Here is a 25,916-nt window from a genome sequence, read left to right on the forward strand (position 1 = left end):
CCTGTACAAATAAACAGGGGTCGGGTTTGCGCTCGCTGGCTTGGATGCTAGCCTTGACGTTAACGGCTTCACTGATCATCCCGTCTGTTGTCTCGGCGAAAGAGCCATCGTCGGGTAAAGCGATCACCGATATGGCCTCAAGCGCAAGATCGGCGATATTGATGGATGCGGACAGCGGAACGATTATTTACGAGAAAAACAGCAACGCAGCTTTACCGCCTGCAAGCATTACGAAAATCATGACGATGTTGCTCGTAATGGAAGCCGTCGATGAAGGTAGGTTGAAACTTACCGATAAGGTTCAAACGAGCGAATATGCCGCATCGATGGGCGGATCGCAAATTTTTCTTGAACCGGGCGAGGAAATGACCGTCGATGAGATGCTGAAAGGCGTCGCTCTTGCTTCGGGTAACGATGCTTCGGTTGCTCTTGCGGAGAAGCTAGGCGGAAGCGAAAAACAATTCGTAGCCATGATGAACGAAAAGGCCCAAGAACTTGGCATGAAGAACACGAAGTTCGCCAATTGCAACGGTTTGCCTGCCGAAGGCCATGTCTCTTCCGCGCATGACATTGCGCTCATGTCGCGCGAGTTGCTTAAATACGAGAATATAACGAAATATACGGGGCTCTATCAAGACTATCTGCGCAAAAGCAGTCCTAAACCGTTCTGGCTCGTCAATACGAACAAGCTCGTTCGCTTCTATAGCGGCGCGGATGGACTGAAGACGGGTTTTACGAGCGAAGCGAAGTTTTGTTTGTCCGCAACGGCTCGTAGAGACAATTTGCGCTTGATTGCGGTCGTCATGGGCGAACCGAATACGAAAACCCGCAATGCGGAAGTTTCCCACCTATTCGACTATGCTTTCGCGCAATATACGAACATTCAGATTTATAAGAAAGGCGATCCGATCGGAACTTTATCCGTGGAGAAGGGCAAGGTCGATCATATCCCGTTGACCGCGAAGCATTCTTACAGCGTATTGCTTAAGAAAGGCGACGCGGGCAAAGGAATCCGACATGAGCTTGTTCTGAACCCGGATATCAAGGCTCCGATAGAGATCGGTCAACCGCTAGGGAAGCTGGTCGTCTATCGCGGTTCGGAAGTATTGACGGAATTCCCGGTGGAATCGCCAGTGGCGGTCGCTAAAGCCGGCTGGTGGACGATGCTCCGAAGAACGACAGGCCACTTGTTCTTCTCCAACTAGCGTTTTATTGGCGGTTTGACGGGAGTTTCGTCACCGCCAATTTGTCGTGTTTTGTCGAGAAAAGTAACGTTGCTTCTAGTTTTGTCGGGGGGCAGGAATGGTAGAGCCTTTCGTAGAATTGGTGACGATGCAAGAGCGTTAAGATCGATCTATGAGCTTGAAGTTCGCTGCATCGGTCTAGCAAGCGCGACGAGCTTAGCTCGCGCAATCGGGGAAGGGGAAATGGGCATGAGCTTACAGGTCGAGCTGGAGCAGCACCGCAATGTTTTGATCGTCCGTTTGAGAGGGGAGCTGGACCATCATACGGCGGACATCGTTCGATTCAAGATGGAGGACGCGATTTTAAGAGGACGGTGCGATCACGTCGTTCTGAGTTTGAAAGATCTCGTTTTCATGGATAGCTCCGGGCTTGGCGTTATTCTTGGAAGGTATAAGCTTGTTAAGAGCCGCGGCGGCAAAATGGTCGTATGCGACACACAGTCCAGCGTGAAACGATTGTTCGAGTTATCCGGGCTGTTTAAGATTCTATCGTTTTACGATACCGAACGTTCTGCCGTCGCCAGTCTGGAGGTTGTATCATGAGCGGACATAATCAAATGAAGCTTTCGTTTACTAGCAGATCCGAGAACGAAGCTTTTGCCAGAATTACGGTAGCCGCATTCGTTTCGCAACTGGATCCAACGTTGGAGCAACTAGACGAGATTAAGACCGTCGTGTCCGAAGCGGTAACCAATGCGATCATTCACGGGTATGACGGAAGTTCCGAAGGGATCGTATACGTCGAAGCCGAAATCGATGGCGATACGGTAACGATCTCCATCAGCGACCAAGGCAAAGGAATAGAAGACTTGGAGCTTGCGCGTCAACCGCTTTTCACTTCCCGACCGGAACTGGAACGCTCCGGAATGGGATTCACCATCATGGAGAACTTCATGGATGCTTTCGAAGTCGTCAGCTCGGAGTCTGGCGGAACTTCCCTCAGGATGAAAAAACGGATCGAGTCGAAAAAAGCTTTATTCAATTAAAAACCGTGCGGCAGGGGTTGGAGGCATGGATTCAGAATGGAAACGATCTTCTGCGCCGGCATACTTGGATGACAGTGAAGTAAAGCGCCTGATTGCGCTTAGTCAATCCGGAGATACGACCGCGCGTGATACGCTCGTGAATAGCAACATCCGTTTAGTATGGTCGGTCGTGCAAAGGTTCTCGAACCGGGGCTACGATAGCGACGATCTGTTTCAAATCGGTTGTATCGGCTTGCTGAAATCGGTCGATAAATTCGACCTATCCTACGACGTCAAGTTCTCTACTTATGCCGTTCCGATGATAATCGGAGAGATTCAAAGATTTCTGCGCGATGACGGTACCCTCAAAGTTAGCCGATCGCTTAAAGAAATGGCTAATCGCGTTCGGAAAGTGAAAGACGAGCTGTCGAAGAGAAACGGGCGAGCTCCGACGATCAGCGAAGTGGCGGAAGAGATCGGGGTCACGCCGGAAGAAATCGTGTTTGCCCAAGAGGCGAATAAACCGCCGGCTTCCATTCACGAGACGGTGTTCGAGAACGACGGGGATCCGATCACTTTGATGGATCAAATTGCCGACGAGTCGCAAGAGAGATGGTTCGATAAGCTTGCTCTAACCGAAGCGATTCAAGGCTTGAACGATCGGGAGCGTCTCATCGTCTATCTCCGCTACTTCCGCGACCAAACGCAGTCCGAAGTTGCCGGAAGACTTGGGATCTCCCAAGTACAAGTTAGCCGCCTGGAGAAAAAGATCCTGCAAAATATCAAAGATCAGATCGCTCAATGACGAAGCTTTACGCGTCGCGGCATTCTTAAGACGGAACACTACCGGTGCCCAGCCCCGTATTACGGTGCTGGGCACCGCTATGTCGTCGGAAATCTCGCGAATGCGGCGGTCGACCACAGACCTTTTTTCCGTTTTCCGACTATATTGGACGATTATTCTCCATACTAAGCGGACTGATCGCAAGAGGAGGGAGTCGTCAGTGGAACTTTCGCCTACGGAGTCCAAGGTCGTTTACGTCCGAATGCGGCGCAGGGCCGTCGTTCGTCCACGCTCGGTCGTCACCTTAGGCGACGTAGCTAGACTGGTCACCGAGGATCGGTTGCAGATGAGCTTGCGAAGCTTGCCGTTGCACCGCATAACGGAGAAGGACGGCAATCTGCTGCTCATCGATATGTTGCAGGTCGTCAAGGCAATCCGCGAAGCCGAGCCGGGGATGATGATCGAGACGTTCGGAGAACCGCACGTGCTGCTCGAGATTTCTCCGGAAGGTGAAGTGAAGCCGCGAATCGTCATCTTGATACTGGCTTGGTTGCTGCTCTTCTTCGGATCGGGGATGGCGATGATGAACTTTCATGCCGACGTGAACATGCCCGCCGTTCAGCGCCGAATTACGGAATTGATAACCGGCCATTCCTACTCGCATCCTTGGTTGTTTCAAATTCCGTATTCCATCGGAGTAGGGATGGGCATGTTATTGTTTTTCAACAGACTGTTGCGTAAACGGCTAAACGATGAACCGAATCCTCTAGAAGTCGAAATGTTCATGTACCAGGAGAACGTGAACCATTACGTCATCACGGAAGAGTACCGGAAAAAACACGAAGGTCAGGCAGGAGGAGACGGGGATTGAGTTATTTGGAGGGGGTACTGGTCATGGTCATCGGACTGGCCGGTGGCTTTTCTGTCGGAAGCGCGTTCGTCGCTCTGTTGATCGTCCTGGATCTGATCCCCCGGCTTGTCCAATTAACCCGGGCCTACCGACGTTCGTCCTTGTTCGAGTCTAGCATCTTATTCGGATCGTTGTATTGGATTTGCGCGGATTTGTTCGACTGGTCTTATAAGCTGCCGGCCAAGGCGCTGTTGCTCCCCGCGATATTTCAAGGCTTGTTCGTGGGCATGTTCGCTGCCGCATTGACGGAGGTGCTCAACGTCATTCCTATCGTATCGAAGAGGTTCAAGCTTAAGCCGTACCTATTCCCGTTGTTGATAGCGATGGTGCTGGGGAAGGTTACGGGATCGTTAGTCGACTGGCTGTTGTTGCACCCGTAAGGAATATCATCCAACCTTTCCGGTGCTGAAAACCCGGTCTTTTTGATCACGAAAGTAACGCAAGGAGAGTGTAAACGATGGAAACGACGGAACATGGCAGCATGGATTTGGAGCATGCCGGTCATCCCGGGATCTATCCGCCAAGCGGACAACATAACGATAATGAAGATCGCGGCAAGAAAGCAGAGCCCGCAGGGAGGAAGAAGGTAGATCCGAACTCATCCGAGCAAGCGCGCAAATCCCAACAGCATATTCCGGACGATATAGATAGTTGGAAAGAACTGTTGAGACAACACATCGGCTTGGATAAAAGCTTCGAGGTTCAAGTTCGCGAGATGGTGTTCGGAGGAAAAAGGGTCGCTCTGCTCTTTCTAAGCGTATTCGCCAAAGACGTCTCGCTTATGGAAATTCTCAAGCGACTCTCTTACATAGATCCGGATAGCAATCTGGATCATGATGCGATGCATAGCTTTCTCGAGCAATATTTGACGGCAGTACAGATCCAGAAAACAACCTCTTTCCCGCGAATGATCGACGACGTCCTTGCGGGCAACACGGCTTTCTACGTTGACGGCGAAGCTGCCGCATTAATTATCGACGCGAAATCTTTTCCCGGCCGCAATCCGGAACAGCCCTCGCTCGAGAAAGTCGTCCGGGGCAGCCAAGACGGATTTACGGAAACGTTGCTCGTGAACGTCGCGCTCATTCGAAGACGGCTTCGCGATCCGAATTTACGATTCGAGATTTTGAAGGTAGGTAGGCGCACGCAAACCGATGTTTGCATCGGATATATCGACGATATCGCGAACAACGAACTGGTGGAGTCGATAAGGGATAAAATCAAAGCAATCGACGTCGACGGAATCCCTCTGGCGGACAAGCAACTGGAAGAGATGACGGTAAGCAGCAGTTGGAGTCCCTTCCCGCTCGTCCGTTATACCGAGAGGCCTGACGTTGTCGCTGCCCAACTCTTGGACGGAAGCGTGACCGTTATCGTCGACACGTCTCCTAGCGCGATTTTGTTGCCGACGACGTATTTCGACCTGGTGCAGCATGCCGAAGAAAATCGTCAGAATCCATTTATGGGAACCTATATGCGATGGGTCAGATATTTGGGAATAATGGCATCTCTCTTCCTCATGCCGCTATGGTTTCTGTTCAACGACAGGCAAGCTTTGCGCCCGGAATGGCTGTGGTTCATCGGCGCGGACAAGGTCGGTCAAATCCCGCTTATTCTGCAGTTTCTGATCGCGGAAGTCGGCGTAGATCTGCTGCGGCTTGCAGCCGTACACACGCCGGCACCGCTCGTAACCGCAATGACCTTGTTATCCGCGATCTTGATCGGAGATATCGCCGTCAAATCCGGATTGTTCATTAACGAAGTTATTCTGTATATGTCGGTATCGGCAATCGGAATGTTCGCGACTCCGAGTTACGAGCTGGGGTTGGCTAACCGAATCATTAGGCTCGCACTTCTGTTGGCCGTATTTTTCTTTCACGAAATCGGATTCGTCGTCGTGACGACTTTCGTGTTTTTGTTCCTGACCTTCGAGAGATCCTTTAACGCACCCTACTTATGGCCATTCCTGCCTTTTAACGCGGCTGCGCTGCGAAACATTCTTTTCCGCCAGCCTCTGACGAATAACAAGAAAAGGTTGTCGTTATATCGGACGAAGAAAAATCGTAAGCAACCCGTTTAATCCAAGCTTTCAATCACGGTTGGAACCTCCGATCTGCCGCTAATAATGCAAATGTTGTGGCAAATCCTCCATTTCCCCGCAAGAGGATTTCCGCTATACTCATGTTATATCGTGCAAACGCCGGATAATAGTCGAATTTTGACGGCTGCCGGTAATTTCGCCAAAGGGGAATCAGTTATGTTTTTGCATGGAACTAGTAAAATTAACGGCAAAGGTCATCTAGAGATCGGCGGCTGTGACGTTACGGACTTGGCTCAGGAGTTTGGAACGCCATTATACATTGTGGATGAGGCGCTTGTACGCCAACGCGCGAGGGAGTTCATGGAAGCGTTCCGTTCGACGGGGCTCCGCCATCAAGTGGCATATGCTTCCAAAGCGTTCTGCGTAATGGCGATGTGCCGGGTAGCGGAAGAAGAGGGCATGAGTCTTGACGTCGTATCCGACGGAGAATTGTATACGGCGCTGCAAGCCGGATTCCCGGCCGAGCGTATTCACTTCCACGGAAACAACAAAACTCCGGAGGAAATCAACATGGCTCTGGATGCGGGAATCGGCTGTTTCGTCGTGGATAACTTTAACGAATTACACCTTCTGAATGCTTTGGCCGCGGACAAAGGCAAACGCGTAAACGTATTGCTGCGAATTACGCCGGGAGTCGAAGCCCATACGCATGATTATATTTCAACCGGCCAACAGGATTCCAAGTTCGGATTCGATCTTGGCAACGGAACGGCGTTCAAGGCGATCGAGACCGCGATCGGTTTGCCGAACCTGAAAGTGCTGGGCGTACATTCCCACATCGGTTCGCAAATCTTCGAAGTGGAAGGTTTCCGCATGGCTGTTGAGAAGGTAGCCGCTTTCGCCGTGGAAATTCGCGACAAGCTTAACCACACGTTTACCGTTCTTAATCTTGGCGGCGGATTCGGAATCCGTTACGTGGAAGGCGATCAACCGCTTCCTGTCGGCGTTTACGTTCAAGCTATCGCCGATGCGGTGCGCACGACTTGCGAGAACGCGGATTTCGCGTTGCCGGAAGTGTGGATCGAGCCGGGCCGCAGCATTATCGGCGACGCGGGAACGACGTTGTATACGGTAGGGACAAGCAAAGACATCCCTGGCGTTCGTAAATATATCGCGGTTGACGGCGGCATGACGGACAATCCGCGGCCGGCGTTATATGAATCCAAGTACGAGGCGGTTCTTGCTAATCGCGCGAACGATGCGCTCGAAGAAATCGTCTCCGTAGCCGGCAAATGCTGCGAAAGCGGCGATATGCTGATCTGGGATTTGAAACTTCCATCCGTCCAATCGGGAGATTTGTTGGCTGTTTTCTGCACGGGTGCCTATAACTACGCGATGGCAAGCAATTATAACCGGATCCGTCGCCCGGCTGTCGTGTTCGTGAAAGACGGCAAGGCGGATCTCGTAGTCGCTAGGGAAACTTACCACAATATCGTGGGCAACGATGTCATTCCTGAACGTTTGCAGAAGCAGCCGATCGCGAAATAATCCAAATCATCATCCAATCCGCAATCATCAAGACACCGTCTCCGAACCTTCGGACACGGTGTCTTTGTTAGGTAGAAGGGATCAACGCAATCGAGCGATGAAGGATTACCGCCGACCGTGTCGAAAAAAGAGAGTATGACAAAAAGAAAAACGCTTATCATTACAACACTATTCCTGCTTGTTCTTACAGGCATTCGTTTATTATGGATATCTTTCCAAGCTCCTCCGAATCATCCGCATGCCGTGCAAGGCATTATGGATTTGCGGGATTGGGACTTCGAGTCCAATCGTCCGATAACGTTGGATGGCGAATGGGAGTTCTATCCTCTACGGCTGATCGCGAATGAAGGTTCGAACCCGGAGAATAATTCCCAACCCGCTTATATCCAAGTCCCGGGAAGCTGGGAAGCTTCTTTGACTTCGGATTCAAGCTCTATGCTTGGTTACGGTTCTTATCGATTACGAATTCTGGTGGATTCAGCGGATCAAGAAAGAAGCTATGGGTTTAGGGTAACCGGGATTACCAACTCATCCGAGTTGTTCGTTAACGGTCGCCTGGTCGGCCATGCAGGCAAACCCTCGTCCAATCCAGCGGAATATACGCCGAAAAGCTTGCCGTATACGGAGTCTTATACAACGAATTCCCAAATTCTCGATGTTGTCATTCACGTTTCCAACTATTCGAATCCCGTGAAGGGAGGTATTTTTCGTTCCATTAAATTCGGTGACGGCAATGCGATTCAGAATGAAAAGTGGTTTTCCATCAGCGCCCAAGTCTTAGTCGGCTTCTTGCTTTTCCTCCATGCGGTCTATGCTTGCATTCTCTATTTTATCGGGACGACTAAAAAAATATTGATTTCATTCATTATGCTTATTTTTAGCGCGATAATCATGACCTTGACCGATGACGATCGGCTATTGTTAACATGGTTTCCAATTAATTATTCGTGGGGGATTAAGCTACAGTACATATCGCTGATCTTAGTCGGGCTGTTTCTCCTTCGGTTTGTCTTGCAATTATTGCCGGAGTATACGAAAGTCATAACATTTAAGTATTTCCTCGTTCTTGCCGGTTTGACCATTATCGTGATCTTGATTGCACCGGTATCTTTTAACATTCAAGCGGGAGTGTTTTATTTACCTATTCTTCTGATTCCTGGAAAAATAATTCCGACGATTATTCTTCGATCGGCCTCAAGAGGCGATAAAGATATCGTTTTTCTTTTGCTTGGAACTACCACGCTATTATCGAATGCGATTTGGGGTGTAATTAAGAATAGGTTCTGGACCGACTTGAATTATTATCCCATCGATCTGATCGTTACTTTTTTGGTGCTTGCGGCGTTTTGGTTCAAGCGTTTTTTCCGGGCGTCGATGCAATCGCAGAAGTTGGCCGAGAAGCTTCAGAAGGCGGATAAGCTCAAGGATGACTTTCTGGCGAATACGTCCCATGAATTGAGAAATCCGCTTCACGGCATGATTAACTTCGCCCAGTCCGTGCTGGATACCGGCGCGGATAAGTTAGATGCGGACAATACGAACAAGCTGGAAACGCTCGTTTCCGTCGGTAAGCGGATGTCGCTTCTATTGACGGATCTGCTGGAACTGAATCGCTTAAAAGAAAGCGGTATGGTGCTGCATCCTGCTCCGACCGCTATTCAACCGCTCGTGTTGGGCGTATTCGATATGGTCCGGTATTTAGTCAAGGACAAACCGGTTAACCTTGTGAATGCCGTACCTGATAAGTTCCCCCCGATCATGGCCGACGAGAATCGACTCCTTCAGATCATGTTTAATCTCGTGCACAACGCGGTGAAATTTACGCACGCCGGTCACATTACGATCGATTGCGTTTATAAGAACGGTAAAGCCGAAATCTCGGTAACGGATTCGGGCATAGGCATGGATAAAGAAACGTTAGATCGGATTTTTCAACGCTATGAACAGGGCGACTCCAGTATGACGGCCATTGCCGGCGGAATCGGGCTCGGGTTAAGCATAAGCAAGCAACTCGTGGAACTCCACGGCGGCGCGTTACGAGTCAGTTCGGTAATCGGGCAGGGGACGACGTTTACTTTTGACTTGACGATCGCCGAACCCTATTCCGAGTCTGGGATAAACGAGCATCCGACATTGCTTATCGCGGCCGCGGTCGAGGAAATCGAGATCGGGGAGCTAGCCGAACAATTCGCTGATCAGCCGGACGTTATGATCGGCGACAAGCGCTCAAGTATATTGGCCGTAGACGACGATTCCGTTAATCTTAGCATTCTGACGAATATTCTTCCCCGGGATTCTTATGATGTCGTGACGGTGAGCTCGGCCGAGACCGCGCTCGCGTTAATCGATAAGAGAGATTGGGATCTCGTCATCAGCGACGTGATGATGCCCCGAATGTCGGGGTATGAGTTAACGCAAGCGATTCGCGAACGTTTCTCCGTCTCGGAGCTGCCGATATTATTGCTCACGGCGAGGAGCCGATCCGAAGATATCGAAGCCGGCTTTAGAGCAGGCGCAAATGATTACGTGACCAAACCCGTGGATTCGTTGGCGCTGAGATCGCGTGTACAAGCCCTTACCGGGCTGAAGCAGTCGGTACGTGAGCGGCTCCGATTGGAGGCTGCATGGCTGCAAGCGCAAATTCAGCCTCACTTTTTGTTTAATACGCTGACGGCATTAGCCGCGCTAAGCGAGATAGATACATCCAGAATGCGTTCGCTGCTAGAAGCATTCGGCAATTATTTGCGAAGCAGCTTTGATTTCCAGAATACGGAACAGCTAGTCACATTGAATCACGAGCTTGATCTCGTACGTTCGTACTTGTATATCGAGAAAGAGAGGTTCGAAGAGAGACTGCAAGTGACATGGGAAGTGAATGAAGCGAGTTTGTTGCGTATCCCCCCGCTTACGATTCAACCGTTGGTAGAAAATGCGGTGAGGCACGGTCTTATGAAAAGAGCTCAAGGAGGAGCCATCCACATTAAAGTCGTTGAAGACGACGAATACGCGGAAGTGTCCATCTCGGATAACGGCGTAGGCATCGAGGAGGATAAGTTGAAATCCATATTCGACATCCCTGCGGGTAACCCGGATAACGGAATCGGGTTGCTTAATACGGATCGGAGATTAAAGCAGCTTTACGGGCAAGGGCTCCAAATCAGGAGCAGCGCGGATCGAGGAACGACCGTATCGTTCAAAGTGTTCAAGACAAGTCAGTAACGGGAAGGAAATTGAAGATGCCACGGCTTTCTTTCCATCCGCATCTTGTTGTACAATAAGGCGAAATGATTTAAGGAGGAGACTCAATTGTCTAAACAAGCGGTTATCAAAATGACAGACGGCAACGAGATTGGATTGGAATTGTTCGACGAGGACGCTCCGAACACCGTAGCTAACTTCGAAAAACTCGCGAACGAAGGGTTCTACGACGGAATTCCGTTCCATCGCGTCATCCCTGGATTCGTCGCGCAAGGCGGATGTCCGAACGGCAACGGTACCGGCGGACCCGGTTATTCCATCAATTGCGAGCATAACAAAAATAGACACGATCGCGGAAGCTTGGCTATGGCGCATCGCGGTCCGAACACCGGCGGAAGCCAGTTCTACATTTGCTTTAACCCGCAGCCTCACCTTGACGGCGTTCATACCGTATTCGGTAAAGTTTCTTCCGGCATGGAGCATGTGGACGCCCTTAAAGGGCAAGAAAAGATGGAATCGATTCGCGTAAGCTAATCGGAAGAAGTCGAATTGAACCCGTGTCTAAGCCTACTCAGGCGGGACGCGGGTTTTTCTCTGCTCCTCTGGCACGAGGGGCTTGTCATTCGAATGACTTGACAGTTAATTCCTAGTGTATCGCTTGCAATTTGCTTGGAGGGATGGTACACTTTTTGACAATAAGTTGCTTACCTTCGGGGCGGGGCGTAATTCCCCACCGACGGTGATCGGTAGCAAGAGCTTGCTTACGAATTTTGTAGGCTAGCAAGCTGCCGTCAGTCCGTGACCCGTCATCGCTGCTACCGGATTAACCGGCGAGCGTGGTGCGGTGGACCTGGTGAAACTCCGGGACCGACAGTTATAGTCTGGATGGGAGAAGGAAGCGCAGCGGCCAAGCCGTGTCCATAGAAGCATCGTAGCCGCAGGCAGACGGAATGGAAGAACTACTTTGATCGTTATTGTTCTTTTTTTCACAAACCTGTGACTGTGACAGGCTGTTTCAGTTTGTATTTAAGCGACTTTTGTCGTTTAATACTCATTACAGCTTCTGTTCGATTTGCTTTTCGAGACATGACCTGAAGGTCTATTTATCGCTGTGCATCTACCACCCCCGAGGTTTCGTCCTCGGGGGTTTTCTGTTTGCTCCTAAACGGGAGAGGAGTGGCGGGCATGGAATTGCTCAATGATGAATTTTACATGCAATTAGCGCTGAATCTAGCGGGGGGCGCCTCCGGACAAACCGGAGTGAATCCCGTAGTCGGGTGCGTCGTCGTGAAGGATGGGCGAATCGTCGGGATGGGCGCTCATCTGAAACGCGGCGAAGGGCATGCGGAAGTGCTTGCTTTGAATATGGCGGGCGAGCAAGCAAAGGGAGCAACCGCATACGTGACGCTTGAGCCTTGCAGTCATCACGGCAAGACGCCGCCTTGCTGCGATCGGCTTATCTTCGAAGGGGTAGCAAGGGTAGTCGTCGCTTCCATCGATCCGAATCCGGTAGTGGCCGGAAGCGGCATTCGGCGGTTGAGGGACGCGGGTATACAGGTTGAAGTCGGCGTTCTGGAAGCGCAGGCCGTCCAGCTAAACGAGGCGTTCAACAAGTTTATCGTAACGGGATTACCTTTCGTGACCTTAAAGACGGCTTTGTCCTTAGACGGACGAATCGCGACGAGAACCGGACATAGCCGCTGGATCACCGGAGCGGAATCGAGAGAGGCCGTTCATACGTTGCGACATCGTCATAACGGAATTATGGTGGGAGCCGGTACGGTGCTTGCGGACGATCCGGAGTTGACGACGAGGTTGGGCGTCCCGGCATTACACCCGACGAGGATCATTGTCGACTCAAAGCTTAGAGTTCCCTTGGAGGCTCGCATCTTGAATGAAGCTGCTCCAACGATCGTATTGACGACAGAGCAAGCCAATGAGGACAAAGCCGGACTTCTTCGGGAGAAAGGCGCGGAAGTATGGCGTTGCGGAACCGGAGAGCGCGTCGATCTGACGCAAGCGATGTCGAAGCTGGGCGGGCACGGGATCGGTTCTATCCTGTTAGAGGGTGGAGGCGTCTTGAACGGCGCGATGCTCGAAGCGGGGTTGGTAGATAAGCTTATGCTTTTTTATGCGCCTATTCTCGTAGGCGGAACCGGTGCTCCCTCCGCATTCGAGTACACGGGCCCCGAAGAGATGTCTGCCGCGTTGCGGTTAAAGCGAGTCACGATGCAGGCTTTCGGCGATGATTGGTGCGTGACGGGTTACCCGGAAGTCAATTCTTCCGGTAACGTTCCCGCTGCAGCCGATCTGAAGGAGGAGTAAATATGTTTACTGGATTAATCGAAGAAATGGGCACGCTCAGATCGGTACAGCGTCGAGGGGAAGCCATGATTCTTAGCATCTCCGCTTCCAAGGTGCTTGAAGACGTGAAGATGGGCGATAGCATTTCCGTTAACGGAGTTTGCCTGACCGTGGTCGATTTCGATCGCAATACGTTCTCGGTGGACGTCATGCCGGAAACGTTCCGATTGACGAACTTGCACGCTATCCAAACCGGCAGCGCGCTGAACTTGGAAAGGGCGATGATGGCAGGGGCAAGATTCGGCGGGCACATTGTCCAAGGGCATGTGGACGGAACGGGAACGATCAGAGAGAGAACGGCGGAGGCTAACGCTGTCGTTTACACGATTGAACCTAACGATCCGAGTTTGCTAAGGCATGTCGTTCAGCAAGGCTCCGTTACGCTTGACGGGATTAGCCTGACGGTCGTATCGGTCGACAGAGAGAACTGTCGGTTTACGGTTTCGATTATTCCGCACACGCTGAAGGAAACCGTGCTTCAACACAAAAACGCGGGACATACTTTGAATATCGAATGCGATATTCTAGGCAAATACGTCGATCATCTATTGAACATGCGGGATAGCCAGCCCGGTCGCCGTTCAGGCGGGTTAACGGAGTCCATTCTGCGTGATAATGGTTTTATGTGAAAGGAGCGAGACAGACATGGTACAAAGTCATTTTGATTCGATAGAAGACGCGATTTACGATCTTATGCGAGGAAAAGTCATCATCGTCGTAGACGACGAAGACCGCGAGAACGAAGGGGATCTCGTAGCTCTTGCGGATAAAGCGACCCCGGAGGTTATTAACTTTATGATCCGCGAAGCGAGGGGGTTGTTGTGCGCCCCGATCACGCAAGAAAGAGCGGAAGCTCTTGACCTGCCGCCGATGGTCAGTCACAATACGGATTATCACGGAACGGCGTTTACCGTGTCCGTGGATCATGTTTCGACTACGACGGGCATATCCGCGCCGGAACGTTCCCAAACCGTTCTAGCCCTCATAGATCCCGCTGCAAGGGCTAGCGATTTCCGCAGGCCTGGACATATTTTTCCGCTCATCGCCAAAAAAGGCGGAGTACTAAGAAGAGCGGGGCATACGGAAGCGGCGGTCGATCTTGCCAGAATGTGCGGTTCTTCGCCTGCGGCCGTCATTTGCGAGGTTATTAAGGAAGACGGCACGATGGCCAGGCTACCTGATCTTGAAGTATTCGCTCAAGAGCATTCCCTTAAGCTGATCACGATCAAAGACTTGATCCATTATCGCAACGAGAAGGAAAAGCTCGTTAAACGGGAAGTCGACGTGAGATTGCCTACGGACTTCGGGACTTTCCAAGCCATTGCCTATACGAACGAAGTCGACAATAAGGAGCACGTTGCCTTCGTCAAAGGCACGATCGACGGGTCGCAGCCGGTGCTTGTCCGCGTGCACTCGGAGTGCTTGACCGGGGACGTTTTCCACTCGCACCGGTGCGATTGCGGTCCTCAACTGGAAGCCGCGCTGAAGCAGATCGACGAAGCCGGCAACGGAGTATTGCTCTACATGCGCCAAGAAGGCCGGGGAATCGGCTTAATCAATAAATTGCGAGCGTATGAACTTCAAGAGCAGGGGTTGGACACCGTCGACGCGAATATCAAATTGGGGTTCGCTCCCGATCTTCGGGATTATGGAATCGGCGCCCAGATTCTCAAGGATATCGGGATCAAGGATATTCGTCTTATGACGAACAATCCCCGTAAGATCAAAGGCTTGGAAGGCTATGGACTTAACGTGGTCGAGCGCGTACCGATTCAGATGACCGAGAACAAAGACAATACAGGATACTTGCACACCAAGAAAGCGAAGCTAGGACATTTGTTGTCATTCAAAGGCGATAAGGATTATGAAATCTAATCAACAATACTAAATTACAAACATTTGAGAGGATGAAAAATATGTCAGTCATTTACGAAGGTCACTTAATTTCCAAGGGGTTAAAATACGCGGTCGTGGTCGGCAGGTTTAACGAGTTCATTACGTCTAAATTGTTAGGCGGAGCGCTGGATGCGCTCAAACGTCACGGAGCGGAAGAAAAAGAAGTCGAGATCGCTTGGGTCCCGGGAGCGTTCGAAATTCCTTTTATCGCCCAGAAACTAGCAGAGAGCGGTAAATACGACGCTGTAATTACGCTTGGCGCGGTAATCCGCGGTTCTACTCCGCATTTCGACTACGTATGCAACGAGGTTGCCAAGGGCGTGGCGGCGATTTCGCTGAAAACGGGCGTTCCGACGATTTTCGGTGTGTTGACGACGGACAGCATCGAGCAAGCGGTTGAACGCGCAGGCACGAAAGCGGGCAACAAAGGCTGGGAAGCCGCGACGACCGCGATCGAAATGGCGAATTTGACGCGCGCGATATCGGGTTAATTTGTTATAATCGTGTAAGAGAGTTTAATAAGTCGGCTTTGCAGCGATGTCGAATCCGCTTCTTGCGTGGATTCGGGATCGAAAGCAGGCTTAGGCAGGAGGAGAAACCCGCGTGGCAATGCTCTACAAGCTCGAAACGTTCGAAGGGCCGCTCGATTTGCTGCTCCATCTCATCGACAAAGCAGAAATCGATATTCAGGATATTTCGATCAATGAAATTACGGATCAATATATGGAGTATTTGGCGGCCATGCAGGAGTTGGAGCTTGATATTACCAGCGAGTTTCTCGTGATGGCCGCAACCCTGCTCTCGATGAAGAGCAGGCAATTGCTGCCGAAGCCTCCGGTGACCGAGGAGCCTTGGTTGACGGTCGACGACGATGATTATTTGGATCCGCGCGAGGAATTGATCCGTAAGTTGCTGGAATACCGTAAATTCAAATCGGTTGCCGGGCAGCTTCGCGAGAAGGAATGGGACCGAAGCCAGGTCTACACTCGGGAACCTACGGATTTAACGCCGTTCGAGAAAGTCTTAAAGACCAATCCGGTAGAAGGACTTCACGTGGACGATCTCGTTAACGCATTCCAGAAAGCGATGCGGAGACTGGCCGGAAGGCACCGGGTATCTTCGATCCGCAAGGATGAAATCTCGGTGAAGGACCGGATTTTCGATATCATCGAAACGCTAAAAAGCCGCTCCTTTGACGGGAAATTATTATTTTCGCAATTGTTGACGGACGAGGATGATCGCGAAGAGATCGTCGTTACTTTTCTCGCCATTCTCGAATTGATGAAGCGGAAATGGATTTCCTGCCATCAAGGCGCTTTGTTCGATGAAATCGTGTTGTCGTGGACGGGGAGAGAGGATAATAATGGATTACTCGACATTGAAATCAGTACTTGAAGGACTGCTGTTCGTTTCCGGCGACGAGGGAATTACCGCAAAGACCGCCGCGGACGTAGTCGAGACGGATGTCGAAGTCGTCAAAGACGTACTGAAGGATTTGCAGAAGGAGCTAAACAAGAAAAACCGCGGAATTCGACTTGCCGAAGTGGCCGGCGGCTATCGGTTGACGACGGTCATCGAGCACGCTCCCTATTTCGAGAAGCTGGCCTATTCCCCCGCGAGATCTTCGTTGTCGCAAGCGGCGTTGGAAACGTTATCGATCATCGCTTACCGGCAACCGATTACGCGGGTGGAAATCGAAGAGATTCGCGGGGTCAAAGCCGATCGGGCCTTACATAACTTGGTTAACAAAGACTTGATCGAGGAAAAAGGCCGAGCGGATGCGTTGGGCAGACCGATTCTGTATGGCACGACAAAGTCGTTTCTTGATTATTTCGGGTTGGCGAGCATCGCCAGCTTGCCGGAACCGACAGTCTCGGAAGGCGACGACGAGTTGGAAGAAAGAACGAAAATGCTGTTCGATCGTATCGAAGGCCGACAGCTTTCCATGGAAGATATGGACAGGGAATTGGATTCGGATTGAGAGCAAATTGGATATTCTTTAAGGAAACTTCTTGAACTGCCTATTATAGGAATGAAGAAATGCCAGAAGGTCATACTACCCTAGGAAAGGCGGGGGAAGTATGGCCTTCTGGCTTTGGATCGCAGTATTGCTTGTCGTCGCAGGATTGGTTGCTGCGTTATTTTCGCGGATAAGAGTCCGGGTACGTTATTCGCGCAGCGGTCATTTGGATCAGCTCGTGGTCGTCATTCAAGCCGTATACGGTCTGTTTCAATACCAGGTCATCTTGCCGTCTATCGTTATTCGCGGCTGGAACGTGGTTTACCGTGAGAAAAGGGAAGACAATCTTGCCGGGCATAAACAGAAACAGAAGAAGCGGATGATTAACAGAGGGACGATACTTCGTTATGTCAGAGCTTATCGAGTGCTCTTGATGTCCACGAATAAATTCCGAAGATGGGTGAGACAAACCGCGAAAAAAGTGGAATGTACCCGATGGCGATTGGATTTTCGGGTAGGGACTGGAGACGCTCCTTCGACCGCCGTCGTTACTGGCTTGTTATGGGCGGTGTCCGGTTGCGCATCCGGTGTAGCGGGACAATATTTGACTCTTAAAACGGAACCGCATGGTCGAGTGACGCCGAATTATTCCTCTGCCGAGTTTACCGTCATCTGGGAAGCGGATTTTAGAATCCGCGTAATCTCCGCATTGGGGGCCGTTATGAAACTTGGAACGAATACGATTCGATTCGGAAAAGCCATTCGCGCTTGGCGAAGTTGGCTAACCGCTCCTAAAGAAGCGTAATTGAGGCGTCGTTGGAAGCAGAGAGCCTGAAGCCGGGCGCATAAAACACCATGCGAATCGGGCAAATTAGGTACACGAAAGGAGGAGATAATCATGTCCAATCAACACCCCATTAATGGACTTATGCAAACCGCCATGGAAAACATCAAGGATATGGTGGATGTCAACACGATCGTCGGAGAGCCAGTCCAAACACCCGATGGCAGCGTCATTCTGCCGATTTCCAAAGTCGGATTCGGATTTGCGGCCGGCGGCAGTGAATTTAACGGTATCGACGAGATGTCATCCGGAGGAACCTCGAATAAGTCCGGAGGTCAAGACGCGCACAATGCTTCCGTTTCGCTCCCGTTCGGGGAGGAAGCGGCGGCGGCGTGTCGATTACTCCGATTGCTTTTCTGGTCGTCGGGGCTCAGGGCGTCAAAGTCGTTCCGCTTGATAATCAGACCCACCTCCTAGAGCGCTTGATCGATGCCGCTCCGCAGTGGGTAGACAAATTAAAAAATGCTTTCCAGAAGAGCGCCTCTTCGGAATCGGGCGATAACATTCCATCGGTAACTTCCAACTCGTCAAACAACATTATGTAGGTTGGCCGATGCTTGGATCTACCGGGATGATTTTGACGGAGCTCATCTTAAGCGATAATAGGCGAATGTTTGCCAAACCGGCCACTTAGGCCGGTTTTTTGTTGTTCGTGATTCCGCTGAAACATTTCCCGATTTTTTGTTATTCCCTTAATAACGTTGTATTTCAAAGGGCACTACGGGGCTCTAGAATAAAAAACGGAAGACAACATTTATATAAGGGGGAAACCACTTGAAGCTCTTCGTTAGGCAACGTTTAATCGCCGTATGTACCGCAGCGTCTCTGTTAACCGGACTGCTTGCGGCGTGCAGTAATGGCGCAAACGATGGGGGGGCGCCGACCGCCGCTTCATCGACGCCGGCCGTCAGCGAGACGGTTAGCGAAACCGGCAGTGAGACGAGTAACACGGCGGATGGCGGCAAAATCCGCGTCAAATTCGATCCGCCTGTTACGATTTCGACCGCGGTCATACATACTCCGGTCACCAACGAGTTCAAGCAGGGTGAATCGCTCGAAAATAACGTGCATTTGCGATGGATGAAGGACGAAATGGGCATTAACGTCAAATTCGATTTTATCGTCGCCTCCGAGGATGACTTCAATACGAAGATCCGCCTCATGATGGTCGACAACAGCAAGCTGCCCGATGTGATGGCGCCTACCGCCGAGTTGGCGAGCAATTTGATTCAGGCAGGCAAGCTGCAGCCTCTCGACGAGGCGATCGAGAAGTATGCGTCGCCGAATCTCAAGAAGTTGTTTGCGCAATATCCCGATGTGTTCAGCGCAGTCAAGCAGGGCAGCAAAACGTATGGATTACCCGAGTTTTACATGGGAGACGAGGGTACCGTCATGTGGGTTCGCGAGGACTGGCTGCGGAAGCTGAAGCTTAAAGCGCCGGCCACGATTGACGAGTTGGAGGCGGTGCTCAAAGCGTTCACGGAAGACGATCCCGACGACAACGGTAAAGACGACACGATTGGACTTTCGGTTGCGCTGAAAAATTCCCCGTTCGAGTGGATGGCTTCGGCTGACGGATTGGTGGGAGCCTTCTCCGCCGCAATGGCCGATACGGCCAACATGAAGCAGTTTTGGCGCAGAGACGCAGATGGTAATCTAGCGAACGGCGTAATCGATCCTTCCATGAAAAACTTCCTTGCCAAGCTAAGCGACTGGAAAAGCAAGAACTATATCGATCCGGAAGCCGGGCTCAAGGCTCCGGAGCAGACGGTCGACCTGCTTGCCAGCGGCAAGGCCGGCGTTGTGTTCGGTCCTTCGTGGATGGGAGGATGGCCGCTGCAGGATCTGGAGAAAAACGTTCCCGGAGCGTCCTTCAGACCTTACCCGCTGCCAAGTGGGCCAGATGGTCTTGTAGGCCGCGCCGAGAAGCAGATCGCGAATAATTACGTCGTCTTCAGCAAAGATTTCGAGCAGATGGAAGCTTACTTTGCTTACTTGAACACGCTGTACGCCAAAAGCTTCGGGGAAGAGGATCCCTACTGGCTGCCTAAGTTCAAGGACGGCTGGTACGAAGGTTACGATTACGTAAAATGGGACGGCAAAATCGTCCGCCGCAATTTCAAGGAAGCCGGCGTACCGCAGGAACAATGGCCGATTCCGGACGGTCTAGGTGAAGGCATCAACCTTCCGATGAGTTTGCCGGGACGCGGTATACCGTACCAAATGGATGCCAGCTACAAGAAGTATTCGGACAACCCGACAGCGGAGCCGGAAAACGAGTTCGACGTTCGCGCCAGCGGCATGAACAAAGCCCAACTCGATGCGTCGGTCATACGCATGAATCAGAACGCCAAAGCGATCCGCAACGAGTTTTTCGCCGGAGCGACGAAAACGATGCTCTCTAAAGGCGAACTTCTCACGAAACTTGCAACCGATAGCTATTTGAAAATTATTTACGGAGAGGAGCCGGTAGAATACTTCGACGAGTTCGTTAGCAAGTGGAAGGCGAACGGCGGAGACGCCGTCACCAAAGAAGTGAACGAGTGGTTTAAAGCGTCTCAATAGGGTCGGCAGCGGGGAGTCATAGAGTACCGTTCCCTGAATCTATGACTTCTCCCATTCACAATGCGAGGAGACGAAAGATAATGAACGAATTGGCGTCCGTAGCCAATAAAAACCGGACACTTGTCTATTTGCGCAAAACGTGGCCGCTCCATTTGCTGTTGCTTCCGGCACTGGTCATCTCCCTTGTGTACCAATATGCGCCCATCCTGATGAGCTTTCCCATGGCGTTCCGGGAATACCAGCCTTGGCTAGGATTCCGCCATTCGCCCTGGGTCGGTCTAGATCATTTCCGGTACTTGTTTACTTATCCGCAGAGCAAACAGGTTTTATTTAATACGCTGCTTATTTCCATCATGAAAATAGGCACCCAGTTGACCATTCCCGTGATGTTCGCTCTGCTGCTGAACGAAGTTCGGCACATGCTGTTCAAAAGGTCAGTACAGACGCTCGTCTATTTGCCGCATTTTATGTCCTGGGTCATTTTGGGCGGCATACTAACCGACTTGCTGTCGATTCAAGGCGGACTGGTCAACCGTTTTCTCGGTTTTCTCGGTGTAGAACCCATATTTTTTCTTGCGAACGGCGACTGGTTCCGCTTTACTATCGTTTTGTCGGACATCTGGAAAGAGTTCGGATTTTCCTCAATCATCTTCCTGGCTGCGATAGCCGGCGTTAATCCTTCTCTATATGAGGCGGCGGAAATCGACGGAGCTGGCCGCTGGAAGCAGACGCTGTTCGTGACTTTGCCCGGCATCGCCCCGATATTTACGGTGGTGGCTGCGCTGTCTCTGGGAAGGGTGCTGGACGGCGGCTACGATCAAATTCTAAACCTGTACAATCCTCTTGTCATGGAGAAAGGGGATATTATCGATACCTTCGTATACCGAGTGGGGCTGCAGAGCGGGAATTTCAGCTTCGGTACGGCAGTAGGACTGTTTAAGTCGGCGATCGGCTTCGTGTTGATCGTAATCGCCTACCGGGTCGCCTATAAGTATGCTAAATATAGAATTTTCTAGGACGGGATGGGAGTAATGCCACGGAAAAACAATGGTTATTCGACGTTTGAGGTGTTTAATTACGGATTCTTGTCCGTTCTTTCCCTTTTATGTATCCTGCCGCTTCTTCACATTTTCGCAGTCTCTCTCAGCTCTCGTGCGGCAGCGACAGGGGGCCTAGTAACGCTGTGGCCGATAGACTTTACAACGGCTGCGTACATGGAAACTTTCGGTAACGATAAATTCTCTAACGCGCTTTTTATAGGTATCGAGCGAACCGTTCTCGGAACGGTTGTCTCCATGGTCGTCATCACCCTTGCGGCTTACTCGCTGTCCAAGCGAAGCCGGGTATTTCCCGGTAGAGGGGTCTATGCTTGGTACCTGATATTTACGATGTTGTTTAACGGCGGAATCGTGCCCACATATCTTATCGTAAGCGAAACCCATCTGACGAATTCGATCTGGGCTCTTGTCATTCCGGGAGCGGTTAATGTCTGGAATTTAATTCTGATGATCAACTTTTTTCGAAGCATCCCGGCGGAGATGGAGGAGGCAGCGGTTGTCGACGGAGCCGGGCATATTCAAACGCTGGTACGGGTGTTTTTGCCGGTGTCGGCGCCCGTCATCGCGACGCTTTCATTGTTTACGATGGTCACGCATTGGAATTCTTTTTTCGATGGCATTATTTATTTAACGAAACCGGATCAATACCCGCTGTCGACTTTTCTGCATACGATTATCGTCCAGGAAAATTTCAACAACACAGGAATTTCGCAGGAAAAATTGGCGATGCTGTCGAATCGTACTGTCAAAGCGTCGCAAATTTTTGTCAGTGCCATTCCGATTTTGCTCGTATACCCGTTTTTGCAAAAATATTTCGTTAAAGGCATCATGATCGGTTCGGTGAAAGAATAGTTTCCCCTTTGGAGGAGCGCAATGCGGCTCAGCGTGTTCAACAAAAATGCGATCGTCCTGCTGGCGCTGGCGATTCCGGTATTGCTCGTCTACGGTTATTCCCATTCGGTCAGCACCGGAGTCGTCCAGCAAGAGAAAATAAGCAGCAATGCCAACCGGCTGTCCTTCTTTCTCCGCGAATTGAATGAAGGGCTTGATCAGTTGTGGAAAATAGCCTTCGTAATTGCCGAAGATCCGGACTTCCTGGAACTGAGACACGTTAGCGATTTCCGCAGCGACTTCGAGCGGTTGCGCGCCCGCAAGCTGGCAACGGAGAAGCTGATGATCCAAAGCAGTGCCCTTGTTTGGAACAATGAGATTTCGGTCTATTCACCGGAAACCGGAGTCGGCGTGTCCACGAACCCTTTTCGTCCGGCCGACGCTGAACAGCTCCTGCAACGGGGATACGAAAGCTGGGTGCCGGAGTTCCGCTCGGGTAGCGCGGGAGAACAGCTATACTTCATTCGCCACATGCTGCATCCTTTTCTTGTGGATGGGGACCCCTCCAAAGCAGGCATGGTCGTCGAAGTGGCAATCGCCTCGGGCAGCATGTCCGAAATGCTGGATCGGTTCCAAGAGGGCAGCGCGGGCTTGCCTTTTTTGTATACGCCGAGTCATGACCCGATTACAGGAAGCGGCGGTCGGTCGGATTTGATCGAACACGCCGTTGCCGCGTTGAAAGGAACTGCGCTTGCTGATCGGGGTTATTCCTTCGTTTCGCTTGACGGCCGTAAATATATTATGAATTACGATAAATCGTCTGCACTGGGATGGTACCTGATCGATTTGACGCCTGTCGGCGATCTCCTTGCTCCGATATCGAACATTCGCAACTTATTCTATGTAACGATCGGGCTGCTGCTGTTGCTTGGAATTATTTCGGTTTCATTTCTATATCGTAGCGTGCAGTTGCCTATTGTACAGCTGATGAACGGCATCAAGCGGTTGAAAAGAGGCGAGTATTCAACCCGGATGATCGCCAAGAGGAACAACGAATTCGACTACCTGCTCGTTCAATTCAATCTGATGGCCGAGGAAATCCAGCATCTGATCGAGAAGGTGTACTCCGAACGCTTCGATAGGCAGGATGCCCAACTGAAACAGTTACAATCGCAAATCAATCCCCATTTTCTATACAACAGCTTTGCCTTTATACAAAGTATGGCGCAATTGGACAACAAGAAAGCGATCGTAGCGGTTACCCAGCATTTAAGCAAATATTATCGGTACACAACCCGGGTCGATCTGCCCTTCGCGGAGCTGTCGGAGGAGATGGCACTGATCAGCAACTATTTGGAAATATACAAAATGCAAATCCACCGGTTGATATACCGAATCGATATGCCCGAGTCGATGGGAAGGCTCGTGATTCCCCGCCTCATCGTGCAGCCGATTGTGGAAAATGCGATCAAGTACGGTGTTGAAGCGAAAGAAGGAGTCGGAGAGATTCGCATAACCGGCAGCGAAAGCGCGAGCGCGTTCCGGATTGTCGTGGAGGATAGCGGAATGGGAATGTCTCATACCGAGGTCGCCGACTTGGAAACGAGTATGGAGGAAACGCCGGAGGGACGCGGAAGCTACGGCTTGTGGAATATCCATCAGCGTTTGCGGCGATTTTACGGCACAGAGACGGGTCTCGTATTCTCTCAGTCCCCGCTGGGCGGCTTGCTCGTCGAAATAAACATTCCGAAATCCGGACGTCAGCAGGACGAAACATCGAAGGAGGAGGTTGGGCATGCTGGACATTTTGATCGTTGACGATCATCCGGATCAGGTCGCTGGCATGCTGCGAACGATCGATTGGACTTCCTGCCAGGTGACCGGGACTCATGCGGCCTATTCGGGAACGGAAGCGCTTGAGGTTCTGCGCCGCCAAACGATTCATCTGCTCATTACCGACATCCGGATGCCCGGCATGACAGGCATTGAATTGATCGAGCAGGTGCGGAGACTGTCGCCGAAAACCCGATGCGTGCTCATCTCCGGATACGCCGATTTCGAATATGCAAAGCAGGCGGTAAATTTGAACACTTCCCGATATATGATGAAGCCGGTCGATTTCGACGAATTGCAGGAAACGGTCGCCGTGCTGGCGCGGGAAGTACTGAACGAGGCAGAAACCGCGGAAACGTACCGGAAAAACATTCATACGCTTCATTCCTATCTGCCGGCGTTCAGAAGCGATCTGCTTACGCAATTGCTAGGCGGACGGCCGATGACGGGTCCGACGCTGGCCGCAAAACTTGCCGACCTGGACAGCCCATTCCGTCTGCGGGACGAATGTCTAATGTTTGCAGTCCTGCTTGCTCCCGAAGTCGGTTTGAGCTCATATGACAAGTCGTTGTTTGAATACGGAATCGTCAACATTACCGAAGAATTGATGAGTCCCCAGTTTGTCCTTTGGCACTGTAAGGACGACGAGAATCGGATCGTATTCATTTGCAAGCCGGTCGGCGAAACGGATGATCAGGCTGAACCGGTCGTCTGCGTGAAGGTGCTGGAGCGGCTGGCTTGGCAAGTACAGCGTCAGGTGTTGCGTTGGATGTCCCGCAAGGTGTCGATTCTGATTGCGTCGCGGAGGTGGAGCTTTCCCGGGCAAATAACGCTGCCTTACTTCATGCTGAAGGAGTCGTTTCGCAGCCGGCAGATGCAGCCGGCTGGATACGTAGCTGCGATCGATGAGCAGTCCGTTACGCCGATTTCGGGACATATAAACTTACTTTACGAACCGCCGACGTTGCTGAGATTGCTGGAAGTCGGACGTTGGAATCAGGCCGCGGACAAGCTGGACCGCATCTTCGCGGAACTGGCGGTCAAGTGGACGCTTTCCGAGGAATACGCGCGGGAGGCGGTGTTCACGATCGCCGGCTCGTTCCAATCGATCTCCCACCGTAGTGGCCGGAGTCTGCGCGAAATAACCGGAGACTCCGGCGGAGAACATCCGGAGTCGATGATCGGAGGCTCCGTGGAGCAGTTCAAGGCGTGGGCGCTCGTCGCGTTGCAGCGCATGAAAGAGACGATTGGCGGCGGGGTCCAGAATCCCAAGGTTCCCGTGCTGGAGAAAGTGTACTCCTATATTGACGAGCATTACGGCGGCGATCTGTCGCTGCAGGCAATCGCAGATCACATCAAAATGCACCCTGCTTACTTGTCCAAGCTGTTTAAGGCGGAGACGAGCGTTAATCTCAACGAATATATCATGAAATACCGGCTGGAGCGGGCGGCTCATCTGCTGAAAAGCACAGACGGTAAGATTTACGAAATTGGCAGTCAGTTGGGTTACCAGACGACTCATTATTTTATCAAGGTGTTTAAAAATTACTTCGGGATGACGCCTCAGGAATATCGGGAGCACATTCTTGATTGAGCTTCATCCCTAACAGATCGAAAAGAGGGAGATTCCATGGCTTTGTTCCACTGTCAATTTTATTCAACAACGCTTTTTTTTCAATGACTGTTTCTTAACTTAAATAGGATATTATGAAGAGTTACTTTGGAGCTCCTGAGCGAACGGGATAGGGGGAAAGGCAATCTCGCCTCCTCCGCCCCGCTCACCCCCCTTCACAACTCCCCATGCACCTCCCGCATCCCACTTCGAACCCGTCTTCAAACATACTTTCGGACATGCTTACATAAAATGGTGACAAG

22 protein-coding genes, 1 pseudogene and 1 riboswitch are annotated in these 25,916 nt (G+C 51.3%); all 23 genes and pseudogenes read left to right on the top strand.

The genetic code is table 11. The features are described from left to right. Positions 1 to 44 precede the first annotated feature (44 nt). The 23 genes and pseudogenes from HH215_RS03575 (at position 45) to HH215_RS03685 (ending at position 25,635) form a co-directional block, all read left to right on the top strand. Positions 45 to 1,205 carry a D-alanyl-D-alanine carboxypeptidase family protein gene (locus HH215_RS03575; protein ID WP_169284205.1) on the top strand — a complete coding sequence of 387 codons (1,161 nt, stop codon included), beginning with the start codon at positions 45 to 47 and terminating at the stop codon, positions 1,203 to 1,205. A 228-nt stretch (positions 1,206 to 1,433) separates the two neighbouring features. Further along, the gene (gene spoIIAA / locus HH215_RS03580) at positions 1,434 to 1,787 is read left to right on the top strand and encodes an anti-sigma F factor antagonist (RefSeq protein WP_169278653.1); all 354 of its coding nucleotides are present in this window, start codon (positions 1,434 to 1,436) and stop codon (positions 1,785 to 1,787) included. Continuing rightward, entirely contained in the window at positions 1,784 to 2,230 is a 447-nt protein-coding gene (gene spoIIAB / locus HH215_RS03585; RefSeq protein ID WP_169278654.1) for an anti-sigma F factor, read from the top strand. The genes spoIIAA and spoIIAB overlap by 4 nt, the downstream gene beginning before the upstream one ends. 25 nt (positions 2,231 to 2,255) lie before the next feature. Continuing rightward, positions 2,256 to 3,014: an RNA polymerase sporulation sigma factor SigF gene (gene sigF, locus HH215_RS03590; RefSeq protein ID WP_169278655.1), complete on the top strand. Its 759-nt coding sequence runs from the start codon at positions 2,256 to 2,258 to the stop codon at positions 3,012 to 3,014. Positions 3,015 to 3,213: 199 nt separating this feature from the next. Next, positions 3,214 to 3,864: a stage V sporulation protein AA gene (locus HH215_RS03595; protein ID WP_254450356.1), complete on the top strand. Its 651-nt coding sequence runs from the start codon at positions 3,214 to 3,216 to the stop codon at positions 3,862 to 3,864. Then, complete coding sequence (locus HH215_RS03600) at positions 3,861 to 4,283, top strand: stage V sporulation protein AB (protein WP_254450357.1); 423 nt, start codon at positions 3,861 to 3,863, stop codon at positions 4,281 to 4,283. Before HH215_RS03595 ends, HH215_RS03600 begins: the two co-directional genes overlap by 4 nt. A gap of 77 nt (positions 4,284 to 4,360) precedes the next feature. Then, positions 4,361 to 5,983 (top strand): spore germination protein, encoded by a 1,623-nt coding sequence (locus tag HH215_RS03605; RefSeq protein ID WP_169278657.1) that lies wholly within the window; start codon positions 4,361 to 4,363, stop codon positions 5,981 to 5,983. Between the two features lie 177 nt (positions 5,984 to 6,160). After that, positions 6,161 to 7,492: a diaminopimelate decarboxylase gene (gene lysA, locus HH215_RS03610; protein WP_169278658.1), complete on the top strand. Its 1,332-nt coding sequence runs from the start codon at positions 6,161 to 6,163 to the stop codon at positions 7,490 to 7,492. 135 nt (positions 7,493 to 7,627) lie between these two features. Further along, a complete protein-coding gene (locus tag HH215_RS03615) occupies positions 7,628 to 10,711 on the top strand; it encodes an ATP-binding protein (RefSeq protein WP_169278659.1) in 3,084 nt (1,027 codons plus the stop codon). An 87-nt stretch (positions 10,712 to 10,798) separates the two neighbouring features. Next, entirely contained in the window at positions 10,799 to 11,224 is a 426-nt protein-coding gene (locus HH215_RS03620) for a peptidylprolyl isomerase (RefSeq protein ID WP_169278660.1), read from the top strand. Positions 11,225 to 11,392: 168 nt separating this feature from the next. After that, positions 11,393 to 11,591, top strand: a riboswitch (FMN riboswitch). A gap of 284 nt (positions 11,592 to 11,875) precedes the next feature. Further along, positions 11,876 to 13,015 carry a bifunctional diaminohydroxyphosphoribosylaminopyrimidine deaminase/5-amino-6-(5-phosphoribosylamino)uracil reductase RibD gene (gene ribD, locus HH215_RS03625; RefSeq protein WP_169278661.1) on the top strand — a complete coding sequence of 380 codons (1,140 nt, stop codon included), beginning with the start codon at positions 11,876 to 11,878 and terminating at the stop codon, positions 13,013 to 13,015. A gap of 2 nt (positions 13,016 to 13,017) precedes the next feature. Next, entirely contained in the window at positions 13,018 to 13,683 is a 666-nt protein-coding gene (ribE, locus tag HH215_RS03630) for a riboflavin synthase (protein ID WP_169278662.1), read from the top strand. A gap of 16 nt (positions 13,684 to 13,699) precedes the next feature. After that, on the top strand, positions 13,700 to 14,929 hold the full coding sequence (locus HH215_RS03635; protein WP_169278663.1) for a bifunctional 3,4-dihydroxy-2-butanone-4-phosphate synthase/GTP cyclohydrolase II: 1,230 nt from the start codon (positions 13,700 to 13,702) through the stop codon (positions 14,927 to 14,929). Positions 14,930 to 14,970: 41 nt separating this feature from the next. Further along, positions 14,971 to 15,441, top strand: coding sequence for a 6,7-dimethyl-8-ribityllumazine synthase (gene ribH, locus HH215_RS03640; protein ID WP_169278664.1), 471 nt, complete (start codon positions 14,971 to 14,973; stop codon positions 15,439 to 15,441). Between the two features lie 112 nt (positions 15,442 to 15,553). Next, positions 15,554 to 16,345, top strand: coding sequence for a segregation and condensation protein A (locus HH215_RS03645; protein WP_169278665.1), 792 nt, complete (start codon positions 15,554 to 15,556; stop codon positions 16,343 to 16,345). Beyond that, on the top strand, positions 16,314 to 16,931 hold the full coding sequence (gene scpB, locus HH215_RS03650; RefSeq protein ID WP_169278666.1) for an SMC-Scp complex subunit ScpB: 618 nt from the start codon (positions 16,314 to 16,316) through the stop codon (positions 16,929 to 16,931). Before HH215_RS03645 ends, scpB begins: the two co-directional genes overlap by 32 nt. Positions 16,932 to 17,031: 100 nt before the next feature. Next, entirely contained in the window at positions 17,032 to 17,715 is a 684-nt protein-coding gene (locus HH215_RS03655) for a DUF2953 domain-containing protein (protein WP_169278667.1), read from the top strand. 93 nt (positions 17,716 to 17,808) lie between these two features. Continuing rightward, positions 17,809 to 18,299: pseudogene (gene ytfJ / locus HH215_RS03660) on the top strand (GerW family sporulation protein). A gap of 229 nt (positions 18,300 to 18,528) precedes the next feature. Continuing rightward, positions 18,529 to 20,319, top strand: a complete 1,791-nt coding sequence (locus HH215_RS03665) for an extracellular solute-binding protein (protein WP_169278668.1) — start codon at positions 18,529 to 18,531, stop codon at positions 20,317 to 20,319. 80 nt (positions 20,320 to 20,399) lie between these two features. Then, positions 20,400 to 21,335 carry an ABC transporter permease gene (locus HH215_RS03670; protein WP_169278669.1) on the top strand — a complete coding sequence of 312 codons (936 nt, stop codon included), beginning with the start codon at positions 20,400 to 20,402 and terminating at the stop codon, positions 21,333 to 21,335. Positions 21,336 to 21,350: 15 nt separating this feature from the next. Then, positions 21,351 to 22,229 (top strand): carbohydrate ABC transporter permease, encoded by an 879-nt coding sequence (locus tag HH215_RS03675; protein WP_169278670.1) that lies wholly within the window; start codon positions 21,351 to 21,353, stop codon positions 22,227 to 22,229. 21 nt (positions 22,230 to 22,250) lie between these two features. Beyond that, on the top strand, positions 22,251 to 24,026 hold the full coding sequence (locus HH215_RS03680; protein WP_169278671.1) for a sensor histidine kinase: 1,776 nt from the start codon (positions 22,251 to 22,253) through the stop codon (positions 24,024 to 24,026). Then, positions 24,004 to 25,635 carry a response regulator gene (locus HH215_RS03685; protein ID WP_169278672.1) on the top strand — a complete coding sequence of 544 codons (1,632 nt, stop codon included), beginning with the start codon at positions 24,004 to 24,006 and terminating at the stop codon, positions 25,633 to 25,635. Before HH215_RS03680 ends, HH215_RS03685 begins: the two co-directional genes overlap by 23 nt. Positions 25,636 to 25,916: the final 281 nt, after the last annotated feature.

It is taken from the genome of Cohnella herbarum, from assembly GCF_012849095.1.
GTDB lineage: Bacteria > Bacillota > Bacilli > Paenibacillales > Paenibacillaceae > Cohnella > Cohnella herbarum.

What these genes read in the sequence shown, in the direction of transcription:
- ribE (WP_169278662.1), top strand. Translation starts at nt 13,018, where the DNA reads ATGTTTACTGGATTAATCGAAGAAATGGGCACGCTCAGATCGGTACAG.
- HH215_RS03635 (WP_169278663.1), top strand. Translation starts at nt 13,700, where the DNA reads ATGGTACAAAGTCATTTTGATTCGATAGAAGACGCGATTTACGATCTT.
- sigF (WP_169278655.1), top strand. Translation starts at nt 2,256, where the DNA reads ATGGATTCAGAATGGAAACGATCTTCTGCGCCGGCATACTTGGATGAC.
- ribH (WP_169278664.1), top strand. Translation starts at nt 14,971, where the DNA reads ATGTCAGTCATTTACGAAGGTCACTTAATTTCCAAGGGGTTAAAATAC.
- HH215_RS03670 (WP_169278669.1), top strand. Translation starts at nt 20,400, where the DNA reads ATGAACGAATTGGCGTCCGTAGCCAATAAAAACCGGACACTTGTCTAT.
- lysA (WP_169278658.1), top strand. Translation starts at nt 6,161, where the DNA reads ATGTTTTTGCATGGAACTAGTAAAATTAACGGCAAAGGTCATCTAGAG.
- HH215_RS03655 (WP_169278667.1), top strand. Translation starts at nt 17,032, where the DNA reads ATGGCCTTCTGGCTTTGGATCGCAGTATTGCTTGTCGTCGCAGGATTG.
- HH215_RS03615 (WP_169278659.1), top strand. Translation starts at nt 7,628, where the DNA reads ATGACAAAAAGAAAAACGCTTATCATTACAACACTATTCCTGCTTGTT.
- HH215_RS03575 (WP_169284205.1), top strand. Translation starts at nt 45, where the DNA reads ATGCTAGCCTTGACGTTAACGGCTTCACTGATCATCCCGTCTGTTGTC.
- HH215_RS03680 (WP_169278671.1), top strand. Translation starts at nt 22,251, where the DNA reads ATGCGGCTCAGCGTGTTCAACAAAAATGCGATCGTCCTGCTGGCGCTG.
- HH215_RS03685 (WP_169278672.1), top strand. Translation starts at nt 24,004, where the DNA reads ATGCTGGACATTTTGATCGTTGACGATCATCCGGATCAGGTCGCTGGC.
- ribD (WP_169278661.1), top strand. Translation starts at nt 11,876, where the DNA reads ATGGAATTGCTCAATGATGAATTTTACATGCAATTAGCGCTGAATCTA.
- spoIIAA (WP_169278653.1), top strand. Translation starts at nt 1,434, where the DNA reads ATGAGCTTACAGGTCGAGCTGGAGCAGCACCGCAATGTTTTGATCGTC.
- HH215_RS03675 (WP_169278670.1), top strand. Translation starts at nt 21,351, where the DNA reads ATGCCACGGAAAAACAATGGTTATTCGACGTTTGAGGTGTTTAATTAC.
- HH215_RS03605 (WP_169278657.1), top strand. Translation starts at nt 4,361, where the DNA reads ATGGAAACGACGGAACATGGCAGCATGGATTTGGAGCATGCCGGTCAT.
- spoIIAB (WP_169278654.1), top strand. Translation starts at nt 1,784, where the DNA reads ATGAGCGGACATAATCAAATGAAGCTTTCGTTTACTAGCAGATCCGAG.
- scpB (WP_169278666.1), top strand. Translation starts at nt 16,314, where the DNA reads ATGGATTACTCGACATTGAAATCAGTACTTGAAGGACTGCTGTTCGTT.